The organism is Mycobacterium intermedium, from assembly GCF_002086275.1.
In the GTDB taxonomy this organism is placed as follows: Bacteria; Actinomycetota; Actinomycetes; order Mycobacteriales; family Mycobacteriaceae; genus Mycobacterium; species Mycobacterium intermedium.
Genome location: NZ_MVHT01000088.1, coordinates 17,602 through 29,200, shown reverse-complemented (window position 1 = coordinate 29,200; position 11,599 = coordinate 17,602). Strand labels below are relative to the sequence as shown.

General features: G+C 65.5%; 13 protein-coding genes. 6 read left to right on the top strand and 7 right to left on the bottom strand.

All coding sequences use genetic code 11. From position 1 onward, the window contains the following. Both BST27_RS33250 and BST27_RS24280 read left to right on the top strand, forming a co-directional pair. Nucleotides 1-245 (top strand): hypothetical protein (locus BST27_RS33250; protein WP_211285320.1); only part of this gene is annotated, 245 nt, incomplete at its 5' end. A gap of 247 nt (nt 246-492) precedes the next feature. Further along, nucleotides 493-705, top strand: a complete 213-nt coding sequence (locus tag BST27_RS24280; RefSeq protein ID WP_069417916.1) for a hypothetical protein — start codon at nt 493-495, stop codon at nt 703-705. 113 nt (nt 706-818) lie between these two features. On the opposite strand, the gene BST27_RS24275 is transcribed toward BST27_RS24280, so the two are convergent. Beyond that, nucleotides 819-1,865: a DNA polymerase domain-containing protein gene (locus BST27_RS24275; protein ID WP_069417915.1), complete on the bottom strand. Its 1,047-nt coding sequence runs from the start codon at nt 1,863-1,865 to the stop codon at nt 819-821. Nucleotides 1,866-1,902: 37 nt separating this feature from the next. On the opposite strand from BST27_RS24275, the gene BST27_RS24270 reads away from it, so the two are divergent. Together BST27_RS24270 and BST27_RS24265 are read left to right on the top strand one after the other, a co-directional pair. Further along, nucleotides 1,903-2,982 (top strand): ATP-dependent DNA ligase, encoded by a 1,080-nt coding sequence (locus tag BST27_RS24270; RefSeq protein ID WP_069418036.1) that lies wholly within the window; start codon nt 1,903-1,905, stop codon nt 2,980-2,982. Between the two features lie 48 nt (nt 2,983-3,030). Continuing rightward, nucleotides 3,031-3,465 (top strand): hypothetical protein, encoded by a 435-nt coding sequence (locus BST27_RS24265; protein ID WP_069417914.1) that lies wholly within the window; start codon nt 3,031-3,033, stop codon nt 3,463-3,465. Nucleotides 3,466-3,469: 4 nt separating this feature from the next. On the opposite strand, the gene BST27_RS24260 is transcribed toward BST27_RS24265, so the two are convergent. Beyond that, nucleotides 3,470-4,717, bottom strand: a complete 1,248-nt coding sequence (locus BST27_RS24260) for a cytochrome P450 (RefSeq protein WP_372515472.1) — start codon at nt 4,715-4,717, stop codon at nt 3,470-3,472. Between the two features lie 40 nt (nt 4,718-4,757). On the opposite strand from BST27_RS24260, the gene BST27_RS24255 reads away from it, so the two are divergent. After that, nucleotides 4,758-5,807: a DUF2330 domain-containing protein gene (locus tag BST27_RS24255; protein ID WP_069417912.1), complete on the top strand. Its 1,050-nt coding sequence runs from the start codon at nt 4,758-4,760 to the stop codon at nt 5,805-5,807. On the opposite strand, the gene BST27_RS24250 is transcribed toward BST27_RS24255, so the two are convergent. Both BST27_RS24250 and BST27_RS24245 read right to left on the bottom strand, forming a co-directional pair. Next, nucleotides 5,804-6,286: an NUDIX hydrolase gene (locus BST27_RS24250; RefSeq protein ID WP_069417911.1), complete on the bottom strand. Its 483-nt coding sequence runs from the start codon at nt 6,284-6,286 to the stop codon at nt 5,804-5,806. The genes BST27_RS24255 and BST27_RS24250 overlap by 4 nt on opposite strands. 9 nt (nt 6,287-6,295) lie before the next feature. After that, the gene (locus BST27_RS24245) at nt 6,296-7,663 is read right to left on the bottom strand and encodes a WS/DGAT/MGAT family O-acyltransferase (protein WP_069417910.1); all 1,368 of its coding nucleotides are present in this window, start codon (nt 7,661-7,663) and stop codon (nt 6,296-6,298) included. A gap of 102 nt (nt 7,664-7,765) precedes the next feature. Between BST27_RS24245 and BST27_RS24240 the strand changes: the two genes are divergently transcribed. Then, entirely contained in the window at nt 7,766-8,818 is a 1,053-nt protein-coding gene (locus BST27_RS24240) for an AraC family transcriptional regulator (RefSeq protein ID WP_069417909.1), read from the top strand. Here BST27_RS24240 and BST27_RS24235 read toward each other — a convergent pair. The 3 genes from BST27_RS24235 to BST27_RS24225 form a co-directional block, all read right to left on the bottom strand. Then, nucleotides 8,770-10,119 (bottom strand): WS/DGAT/MGAT family O-acyltransferase, encoded by a 1,350-nt coding sequence (locus BST27_RS24235; RefSeq protein WP_139805339.1) that lies wholly within the window; start codon nt 10,117-10,119, stop codon nt 8,770-8,772. The two genes, BST27_RS24240 and BST27_RS24235, sit on opposite strands and share 49 nt — an antisense overlap. Before the next feature lie 256 nt (nt 10,120-10,375). Continuing rightward, nucleotides 10,376-10,807, bottom strand: coding sequence for a hypothetical protein (locus tag BST27_RS24230; protein ID WP_069417907.1), 432 nt, complete (start codon nt 10,805-10,807; stop codon nt 10,376-10,378). A gap of 178 nt (nt 10,808-10,985) precedes the next feature. Beyond that, nucleotides 10,986-11,447: a hypothetical protein gene (locus BST27_RS24225; RefSeq protein ID WP_069417906.1), complete on the bottom strand. Its 462-nt coding sequence runs from the start codon at nt 11,445-11,447 to the stop codon at nt 10,986-10,988. Nucleotides 11,448-11,599 lie beyond the last annotated feature (152 nt).

Sequence of the window (11,599 nt, the reverse complement as noted above, 5' to 3'; positions counted from 1 at the left end):
GAGCCGGCGGCAAAGGCGGAGCGGGCGGCGACGGTTCCATCGTTGGCGGGGACGGCGGTAATGGTGGCCGCGGCGGCGACGGCGGCGCAGGCTCCCTCGGCGGGGTAGGAAAGGGCGGCGCGGGCGGCGCGGGCGGCGCGGGCGGCGCCGGGGCCGCTGGCCCTGGCGGCACTGGCCTTCCCGGTGGCAACGCCAGTGCCGATGGGACTGGCGGCGCCGGTGGCAAGGGCGGCAAGGGCGGCTGAGTCGCTCAGTGAGCGGGCCCCTTCTTGCTGGGCCGAACCCGCGGCGGCTCCCCCGGCATTTTCGGAGCGTGATGCCCGTAGACGCTGTGCTGAGCAGGGCGAATATTCGCCCCATATCAAAGGGAGGCCCGGCAATGTCCACCACCCCCGACGACGCAACCACCTGGCGCGACTTGGCCGACGCGCTCACACGGCAGCTGGCGACACTGCTCGTCCAGGCCGCTGATGAGTTCGATCGGCTCGAACGATGACCGCCGCGAACGAACACAACTCTGACGAGCTGCGCAACCAGTTGCCGAAGGGCGTCGACGCGCATGCAGTGCGTACGTGGTCGCCGAATCTTCTCGCCGCGGCGATCGCACTGTTCGACGACGCAGACGTGGAGCCACAGAGTCCAGCGCCCGAGCCGGGGTTCGGGCCCTACGTCGTGGGGCAGCCGTTCACGCAACCACCCGAATAACCCCTTCGCCTGGCGGCACATCAGAAGGTGGGGCGCTGGTCTATGTCAGCGAACGCCGGGAAGTCGGGGCCGAGCTGTTCGGCGCGGTAAAGCACGCTCGCGGGTCCCGCCAGCTATAGCCGATTTCCCTGTTCATCCCAGTGAGCGGCCACCTTCTTGCTCGGCTGAACGCGCGGCGGCTCGCCCGGCATTTTGGGATAGTTCGGCGGATACGGCATATCGCCAAGCCCGCGCTCTTCGTCGGCCTCGACCATTTCCAGCAGCGGTCCGAGCGACTGCGGGTTCTCGTCGATCCCGGCCCACGGGTCGTCACGGCCCTTCACCAAGTCCGGCACCGTCGCCATCGTGAAGTCGTCTGGGTCGGCGTCGGGCAGTTCGTCCCACGCCAGCGGCATCGACACCGTCGCGATCGGGGTGCGGCGTACCGAATACGCCGACGCCATCGTCCGGTCCCGCGCGTTCTGATTGAAGTCGATGAAGATGCGCTCACCGCGCTCTTCCTTCCACCACGACGTGGTCACCTTGTCCGGCGCGCGGCGCTCGACCTCGCGGGCCAGCGCGATGCCCGCCCGCCGCACCTGGATGAAGTCCCAGTCGGTAGCGATGCGCAGGAACACGTGAATGCCGCGACCCCCGGACGTCTTGACGTAGCCGACGAGTCCGAGTTCGTCGAGCAGGGGCCGCAGCACATCGAGCGCTACCGTGCGCGCCTCGACGAAGCCGGTGCCCGGTTGCGGATCCAGGTCGATGCGCAATTCGTCGGGATGCTCGGTGTCGGGGCAGCGCACCGGCCAGGGATGCAGCGTGACCGAGCCCATCTGGGCCGCCCAGATGATCGCCGCCGGATGGGTCACCTTCAGCGCATCGGCGGTCCGTCCCGACGGGAACGTCACGACGCACGTCTCCAGGTAGTCGGGATGCTTCTGCGGCACCCGCTTCTGGTAGATCTCCTCGCCGTCAATGCCGTCGGGAAAACGCTGCAGGTGCGTCGGCCGATCGCGCAGCGCCGCCAGCATCGGACCGCCGGCCACCGACAAGTAGTAATCGATCATCCGGCCCTTGGCGCCTTTGGCGCCGAGCTTGGGGAACAAGATCTTGTCGCGGTTGGTCACCCGTACCGCGATGCCGTCGACGTCGATTTCTTCTGCTTTAGCAGCCATGTCTGGCCTCCAGCATGCCGCACGCAAGAATGAATCAATGGACTTGCCTGTTATGCCGCCCGTGTCGCCGATGCTGGCGAAGTCGGTCAAGACGATCCCGCCGGACGCGTCGTACGAGCCGAAGTGGGACGGGTTCCGGTCCATCTGCTTCCGGGACGGCGACAGCGTCGAGTTGGGCAGTCGAAACGAACGGCCGATGACCCGCTACTTTCCCGAGCTGGTCGCGGCGGTCAAGGCCGAGTTGCCGCAGCGCTGCGTCATCGACGGGGAGATCGTCATCGCGACCGATCACGGCCTGGATTTCGAGGCGCTGCAGCAACGGATTCACCCCGCCGATTCACGGGTGCGGATGCTCGCCGAGCACACCCCGGCGTCCTTCATCGCCTTCGATCTGTTGGCCCTCGGCGACGACGATTACACCGGGCGTCCGTTCAGCGAACGGCGTGCCGCCCTCGTCGACGCCCTCGCGGACTCGGGACCGTCCATCCACGTCACGCCCGCGACCACCGACCTGAACACCGCGCAACGTTGGTTCGAGGAGTTCGAAGGGGCCGGCCTAGACGGCGTCGTCGCCAAACCGTTGACCGTCACCTACCAGCCGGACAAACGGGTGATGTTCAAGATCAAGCACGAGCGGACCGCCGACTGCGTGGTCGCCGGGTATCGGGTGCACAAGTCCGGCGGTGACGCGATCGGCTCGCTGCTGCTCGGGCTGTACCAGGAGGACGGGCAACTCGCGTCGGTCGGAGTGATCGGCGCATTCCCGATGGCCGAGCGGCGGCGGCTGTTCACCGAGTTGCAGCCGCTGGTCACCGACTTCGACAACCACCCGTGGAACTGGGCCGCCCACGAAGCCGGTGAACGCACGCCGCGCAAGAACGAGTTTTCTCGCTGGAACGCCGGTAAGGACCTCTCATTCGTACCGCTGCGGCCCGAGCGGGTGGTGGAAGTTCGTTATGACCACATGGAGGGAGTTCGTTTCCGGCACACCGCCCAATTCAATAGGTGGCGCCCGGACCGCGATCCGCGCTCATGTACCTACGAGCAACTCGAACAGCCGCTGACCTTCAAGCTCGACGACATTGTTCCCGGCCTCGGACGCTGCGCGGCAGATTAATGCCGGATTGCTCTACGCTCCGACCGGACGCACCTTTAAGCTGTCGGGATGCATGTAGCAGCACTCCTGGTGGCGGGCTCCGCCACGATCGAAAACGGCGCGGTCAACGCCGCGCGCATTCCCACGACCAGCTTCGACGTCGACCAAATCCCCATGTGGCTAACGGTGCCGGTCGTCCTCGTTGTGCACGCGCCGGCCGGCGGAGATTACGACCCAGAGGTGTTCGTCGTGGCCAAGGACCCGCGCGGCGAACGGCGCGGGGCGATTCGGTCGACCTGGGAATGGCCGGACGACGATACGAAGCCATCCAAGTACCGTTGCTTCACCTACGACCTCTCGTTCACGATCGAAAGCGAAGGCGAGTACACCATCGGCGCCTACTACGACGCCGAAGCCACGAAGGAGATTGACACGCCCATACCGCTGGCCATCAGGCTCGGCGGCGGCCGGGTCAACGGCGCTGGTACGGATCCGTTCGCCTAAGCCTTCAGACCGCGACCGTCAAAGCCGATAATCCGCGCAGCGTGACGTTCGGCTTGTACTGCGGTTCGCCTACCATCCGCGCGTCTGGGAACCGCGCCGCTAGCTTCGACAGGGCCACACTGGCCTCGAGTCTGGCTAGCGGCGCGCCCAGGCAGTAGTGCAGGCCGCGGCCAAACCCCAAGTGCCGCGACGTGCCTCGGTCCGGATCGAACACATCCGGTCGGTCGAACTCGGCGGGATCACGCTGAGCCGCGCCGAGTAGCAACACCATGGTGTCGCCCTTGACGATGTCGCAATCGCCGATCGTCATGTCCGCGGCGGCGATTCGACCGACGAGCTGCACGGGTGGGTCATACCGCAGGGTCTCCTCGATGACCGCCGAGACGCGCTGGGCATCACCGGCCAGCGCGGTCCACTGCGCGCGGTCGCGCAACATCGCCAGGACGGCGTTGGCGATCAGGTTCACCGTGGTCTCGTGCCCGGCTATCAGCAACAGGTTGCAGGTGGAGACGATCTCCTCGGTGGTCAGCTGGTCGCCGGCTTCCTCGACGGCGACCAGGCCGGACATCAGGTCGGTGGCGGACGGGTCGGGTTGGGACCGGCGCAGTTCGATCAGCCCGCGCAGGTAGTCGCGCAACCACAGACCCGCCCGCAACTGTTCCTGCCACAGCTCCTCGGTTTCGGGACTGGACATCAACGGGTCCAGCGACTGCGCCAACATCGCCGACGCTCGGCTGAACTCCGGCTCGTCCTCCAACGGCACACCGAGCAGCCGGCAAATGACTGCGACGGGAAGCGGATACGCGAAGTCACTGATGACGTCGAACTGGCCGGCTGCGGCGAACCGGGTCAGCATGTCGTCCACCATCGCGCTGATATCGGGCTGCAACGCGTTGACCACCTTCGGCACGAATGCCTTGCTCACCAAGCGGCGTAACCGGGTGTGGTCGGGGGGATCGAGGAACAGGAATCCGGGCGGGCCCAGCGGCCGTACCGTTGCGCCCTCGGCAATCTGCCGCTGCACCACCGTCGAGTTGAGCCGGTCGCTGCTCGACGACGGGTGCCGCAGGATCTCGTCGCAATCCCGGTACGAGGAGAAGAAAGTGAGATTGGCTCCCGGCAGCGGCAGCGGCCCGCGGTCACGAAACTTCGCATAGACCGCGTACGGATCGGCTCGGTTGGCGAGGTCGAGCAATTCCAGTAGCAGCGCCTGGGTTTCGGTCTGCGCGGCGCTCTCCATAGGCCTCGGCATTTACCCATTCTGCCTGCGCCGCGCGCGTACCATCGGCGGCATGCTGCGCGCGGCCGTGATCCGGTCAGGAGTCGTCGTCGTTGTTCTGCTCGCCAGCATGTTGCTGGCTCCAACGGGCCACGCCTGCGCATGTGGCGCCGCGATCCCACCGAGTGGCGCTGACGCGACGATGAACAGCGAAGTCGCGCTCCTGCATTGGGACGGAACCACCGAAACCATCGTCATGCAACTCGGGATGGATGCCTCCACCGACAATGTTGCCCTGGTGGTGCCGACGCCCACGCCGGCGACGGTGGATAAGGCCGACCAGGCCGTCTTCACCGAGTTGTCCCGACTCACCGCGCCCAAGGTCGAGCATCAACGCCGGTGGCGCCTCGGGCTCGGGTTGTCGTCCGCCACCGATACCGACGCTGCCGTCGCCGCCAAAGGGCCACAGGTGCTTTCGCAGGTACAACTTGGTCCTTTGGAGGCCACCACCCTGGCCGGCGGTGACTTGGCCGGATTGCAGAAGTGGTTGTCCGACAACGGATATGCCATCCGGCCCGCCGTGTTGAGCGCGCTCGATCCGTACGTGCGTGACGGCTGGGCGTTCGTGGCCATGCGGTTGACGAGCACAACCCACATCGTCGGCGGCCTGGACCCGGTGCGACTGACGTTCCGGTCGCCGCGGCTCGTCTATCCGATGCGGCTGTCGGTCGCTGCGCAAGGGCCGCAGCGCGTCACCATCTTCACCCTGTCAGATCACCGGCAGCAGCGCACCGACGCCGACGTCGCGCACCAGCACACCCAGGTTCAGTTCGCCGGCAACATAACCGACGACATTCGGGACCCCCTGCTGCGCGAATTGGCCGGCAACCACGGCGGTTACCTCACCAAGACCCAGGTCGACATCGACCAAACATCGCGCATCTCTTCGGATTTCACATTCGACAACGCAGCGGGCGACGAGTCGTACCGACAGGTCCAGATCGTCTATGACGACGCGACCATCCCCCTGCAGTTGCTCGTTCCCGCGGTGCTTGTGTTCCTGGTAATCGTCGGCCTGTCGGGCTTCTTCCTGGTCCGCCGGCGGACCCGACGCACCCGCTAGCCTTCGCTCGACTCTGCCACCGACGGATGCGCCATCAAGCGGTCGAGAAAGACGCGCTGGCCTTTGAGTAGTTTGGTTCGGGCCTGCGCCACCGGGAACCAGCCGACCCGGTCGACCTCGGGAAACTCGCGCATCTTGCCCGAGCCTCTGGGCCATTCCAGTTCGAAGGTGTTGCTGCGCGCCTCGGTGATGTCCAAGTCGCTGTGCACCGCGAAGGCGGTGACCACTTTGCCGCCGGGTTGTTTCGCCGACGCCAGGTCAACGCGCGGCCCGTTGGGTACCGGCATGCCTAGCTCCTCGGCGAACTCCCGCTGAGCGGCCAACCAGGGATCCTCGTCCTCGTCGTACTCGCCTTTCGGGATCGACCAGACGCCGTCGTCCTTTCGAGCCCAGAACGGGCCACCCGGATGCGCGATGAGGACCTCGACGACGCCGTCACGCTCCCGGAACAGCAACACACCCGCGCTGAGTTTGGGCACCGCTGGTCGTCAGACCCCGACGGCCTGTTCCAGATCCTTCAACGAGGTCTCCAGATGCGCGAGCAGCCGCTGCAGGTGCGGCACGCTGCGCCGGCATCCGACCAGGCCGAAGTCCAGGTTGCCCGCGTTGTTGACCAGCGTGATGTTCAACGCCTGCCCCTCCGGGATGTTGGACAGGGGATAGCTGCCGTCGAGCCGCGCACCGCCGTAATACAGCGGATCGCTCACCCCGGGCACGTTGGAGATGACGATGTTGAATGGCGGCGGTACCGCGGACAGGAAGCCTGGCACGCCCGCCAGCGTCAAAGGCGCCATGTTCAGCGCCGACAACGCCATGACCTGATACTGCGGCAGTTCCGCAAGCACCTTCTTATTGCGACGCATGGACTCGCCGATGACCTCGAGCCGCTGCGCCGGGTCTTCGACGTTCGTGGCCAGGTTGCACAGGATGCTGCCCACCTTGTTGCCTCCGCTGTCGGCGTCACCTTCCGAACGCAGACTCACCGGCACCATCGCCACCAGCGGCGCGTTCGGCAACGCGTCCTGCTCGATCAGGTAGTAGCGCAGCGCACCGGCGCACATCGCCAACACGGCGTCGTTGACCGAGACGCCCGCCGCCTGCTTGACGGCCTTGACACGATCCAGCGACCACGACTGGCCGGCGCACCGACGAGCACCCCCGACCTTGCGGTTCAACATGGTGTGCGGCGCGGCGAACGGCAACGTCAGCTGCTGCTCGAGCAGGGCGGCGCGGGCCAACTTCAGCGTCGACGGAGCGATCCCGGCGAGTCCTTTGAACGTTCCCGTCAACATGCTCAGCGGACTTGGGCCAGCTGAGCCGCTGGACGCCGGCTTCGCTGGGCGCGGCAGGTTCCACATCGCCTTGACCTGCGTGTCGTCCGGATCGGTCGACATTGTGCGTTGCATCAGCTTCACCGCCGAGACGCCGTCGATCAGGGCGTGGTGCAACTTGGTGTACAGAGCGAACCGCCCGTCGGCCAGCCCCTCCACCACATGCAGTTCCCACAGCGGCCGGTGCCGGTCGAGCAGGCTGGTGTGCAGCCTCGAGGTCAGTTCGAGCAGATCGCGCACGCGTCCCGGCGAGGGCAGCGCCGAACGACGCACGTGGTAATCGACGTCGACTTCGTCGTCATAGGCCCAAGCGACACGGGCGATTCCGCCGCCGATCGTGGCTGGGTGCTTGCGGAAGGTCGGCTGGAATTCCTCGTTGGCAACCAGCGCTTCGTAGAAGTCCCGGACGAATTCGCGACCGGCTCCTTCCGGCGGCTCGAACAGGGACAAGCCACCCACGTGCATGGGATGCTCCCGCGATTCGGTGAACAGAAACATCGAGTCGGTGGGCATCATCAATTCCATGCAGCTATTCCTACCCGACCCCGCCCCTTGCGAGAAGGCACAAAGAGCCCTGTAGTCGCCCTGAAGCAAGAGCACTTTGTCTGTTCGCCTTAAGGTCAAGACATGTCCGTGGTGCGCGGAACGGGGATCTCGAGCTACCCAGGCTTGGTCACCGAGCTGGGCGGTGACCCGTCCGCGTTACTGCGCGCGGCGGGCGTCCGCGAACAAGACGTCGGCAACTACGACGCGTTCATATCCCTGCACGCAGCGATCCGTGCGGTCGAGTCGGCCGCACAGCTAACCGACACACCGGATTTCGGCCGCCGGTTGGCCGAGCGCCAAGGCATCGAGATTCTGGGCCCGGTGGGAGTCGCGGCGCGGACGGCGGCGACAGTGGCCGATGCATTGGCGATCTTCAACACCTTCATGGCGGCCTACAGCCCGGTGATCTCCATTCGGATCACGCCGCTGCCCGATCCGGCGCAATCCTTCATCGCGATCGAGTTCCTGCTCGACCGGGCGGCCACCAGCCCCCAGACGCTGGAACTGGCGCTCGGCGTCTCACTCAGGGTGATCCACCTGCTCATGGGCACCAACTACGCGCCCATCTCGGTGCACCTGCCGCACGACCCGCTCACGCCGCCATCGGACTACACCCGGTACTTCGGCTGCACACCGCACTTCGCCCAACGCACCAGCGGTTTCACCGTGCGGACAGCGGATCTGGCCCGCACACTCAACCGCGATGACCTCGCCCACCGCGCGGTCGTGGACTACCTGAGCAGTATCACCCCGCTGGGTGCCGGAATCGTCGAATCCGTGCGAGCCATCGTTCGGCAGCTGTTGCCCACCGGTGCCGCCACCCTCGACGTGGTCGCCGAGGAGTTTCATCTGCATCCGAAAACGTTGCAGCGCAGGCTCGCCGACGAAGACACCACGTTTGCGGCCCTGGTCGACGAGGTCCGCAAGGGCGCCGCCGATCGCTACCTGCGGACCACCAGCATCAGCCTGTCACACCTGGCCCGCGAACTTGGATATGCCGAGCAGAGCGTGCTGACCCGGTCCAGCAAGAGATGGTTCGGCGTGGGTCCGGCGTCCTACCGCGCCACGACCCGGGCGACTCCGGGTCAGAGGCCGACCGCGCGTTCCAATTCCTTCAGCGACGTTTCCAGATGACTGAGCAGGCGCTGCAGATGCGGGATGCTGCGCCGGCAACCCACCAGCCCGAAGTCGAGAGTGTCGACGGTGCTGGTGAGGGTGATGTTGAGCGCTTGGCCGTTGAGCGCCAATGACATTGGGTAACTGCCGACCAACCGGGCACCCTTCAGATAGAGCGGCTCGCGGGAACCGGGCACATTGGAGATGCACACGTTGAACGGCGGCGGGGTCGCCGTGGCCAAACCGGGCAAGGTATTGAGCGCGGCCGGGCTGAGCATCGTCAGCGACAGCGCCATCGCCTGCGCCCGGGGCAGCTGCGACATCACCTTCTTGTTGTTGTACATCGAGTTGTGGATAGATTCGAGTCGGTCGGCCGGGTCGTAGCGGTCGGTTGCCAGATTGCACAGCACCGCACCGATCCTGTTGCCGCCGACGGCATCGCCTTCGTTACGCAGATTGACCGGGACCATGGCGACCAGTGGAGCGTCCGGTAAGGCTTCGTTTTCTTCCAGGTATGCGCGCAGCGCTCCCGCACACATGGCCAGCACCACATCGTTAAGGCTCACGCCGGCCACGTCCTTGATCGCCTTGACGCGGTCGAGCTCCCAAGACTGCGCCGCGCAGCGACGGGCTCCCCCGACGGAGACGTTCAGCATGGTGCGCGGCGCGCCGAACGGCAGCGTCAGCTGCTGCTCGAGCAGTGCCGCGCGCGCCAGCCGGGCCGTCGACGGAGCCAGTCCCGCAACGGATCCCAGCACGCCTCCGAGCTGACGCAGTGGGTTCCGTAGGTTGCGGTGACGCGAGGCACGCTGCGGCGCCGGTGCCCAGGCGGTGCGAAATTCGTCGACGTCGGGATCGGCACTCATCGACTGTCGCATCAACGACAGTCCCGACACTCCGTCGACCAACGCGTGATGGATCTTCGAATAGATCGCGAAGCGGCCATCTTTGAGGCCCTCGATGAGGTGGGTCTCCCACAGGGGGCGGTGCCGGTCGAGCAGGTTGGAATGCAGCCGCGACGTCAGCTCCAGCAGTTCACGCACCCGCCCAGGGGTCGGCAGGGCAGAGCGGCGCACGTGATAGTCGAGGTCGACGTCGTTCTCGAGCGTCCAGCCGAAGTTACTGAAGGCACCGTGAACTCCCATGGGGCGCTTACGGAACAGCGGTGCCAGCTCGGTGGACTTCAACATGGCTTGGTGAATTTCGCGGACGAATCCGCGCCCCGCCCCCGTCGGGGGGCTGAACAGCTGCAGCGAGCCGACGTGCAAGGGGTGCTCGCGCGACTCCGCCGCCAGAAATAGCGAGTCGATCGGTGACATCAGTTCCATGGCGTGTACTCCTGTACTGCTGTACTGCTGTGCTGCGAAGCGCAGGTGGTCGTCGTCGACTGGGCCCTCGCGCAAACGTTTTCGGGTCGGTGCGACACTCCGTATGCGTCCGGTTGGGGCCGTCGGTGCCCTGGGTAGGAGCAGGAGCCTGCGCACCTACGATGCCTTCGAAGATACCCCCGTGTCTTGACAGCAGAGGACAACTTTTTGACAGTTGAGGACAGGCGGTTCGATGCGGCCCGCTCCGTTAGCCGACGGCAGAGACTCCCGAGCTGGCGATGGTGAACCCGCGGCCGCTGGCGACAGTACAGGTAACCCCACTGGTCTCCGACCGACAGCTGAAGGGCCCAATTGCGGCCGTCGAGCCGTAACCGAGGGTCGGGGTGCCTTCGCTGGCGTTACCTATGCAGGAAACACCCGCGCAACTCTTGAACGTTCCGTCGGTGGCCATGCGCACCGACTGGGGCGGCGAGTCGGTCTGGCAATACGTTTCGTCGGCGATGCCGTTGCCGCGGTGATAGCTCAACTCGCAACCCAGGTTGTGCGACGGCGCCAGGAACGAGCACCAGGTGGCGGTGCACACTGGGTTGTCGGCTACCGCCTGAGGCGTCCCACCCCAGGCGCCAACCCACCCGCCAAGGATCGCGGGCGCCATTGCTGCGATGAATGCTCGATGCATAGCCCCTCCTTGGTGTTTCTCGTATCGATCTCACAACAAATCGGAGAGGGTTTTCAACCCTGTTTCGCCTCCACCGGCCAACGGGTCGATTCGGTGGTCAATGCCGCGTCATAATTTTGCGCCCCAGCCGGATCAGCCTGCGCGGAATATCAGGGTCAGTACTTGCGTGGGGAGCCTTTCAGCTTCGGGACCCCGACAGGGCGGAGCAGTTGATCGTATTCCACACCACCATGGGGTCGTTTCCCTTGGGCAGCGGAGCCTTGTAGTTACCGTCCGCAGCAGCCGACAGCGTTTGTGCGACTTCGCCTAAGTACGCCTTGAGGTCCACGCCTCCCGCCGACTGTCCCGTCGGTGCGTCGGCAGACAATTTCTTCGCGTTCGTGGCGGCGCGCTGTAGGGATGCGGGGTTGTAACCCACTGGGGAAATACCCGCCACGCGTGCGGCCTCGACGGAAGTGAGGGCGTTGTCTACGCCGGGCCACAGACTGTCTACTTCCTTGCAGAAGTCAGCCTTGCTGGCTCCACTGGCCGTGTTGCCGCCGCAAGCCGCGATAGTCAGAGCACCCAGCAAGACCACGCTGGACAACTTTGCTTTCGCCGCGATATTTTTTCTGACGGTCGTGCAAATATTACCGTTCATTTCAGCTCCCAAATCCGGTCAGCCAAATGTAGTTTGGCTGTTTCAATTTGTCGATGGTCTACCAGGGCGCGGTATTTGAATTGCTTGCCTTCGTGCATGGCATATTTATTTCGCCCAGGCGTCGGCAGTCTCTGGGCGCCATCTTGGAGAAA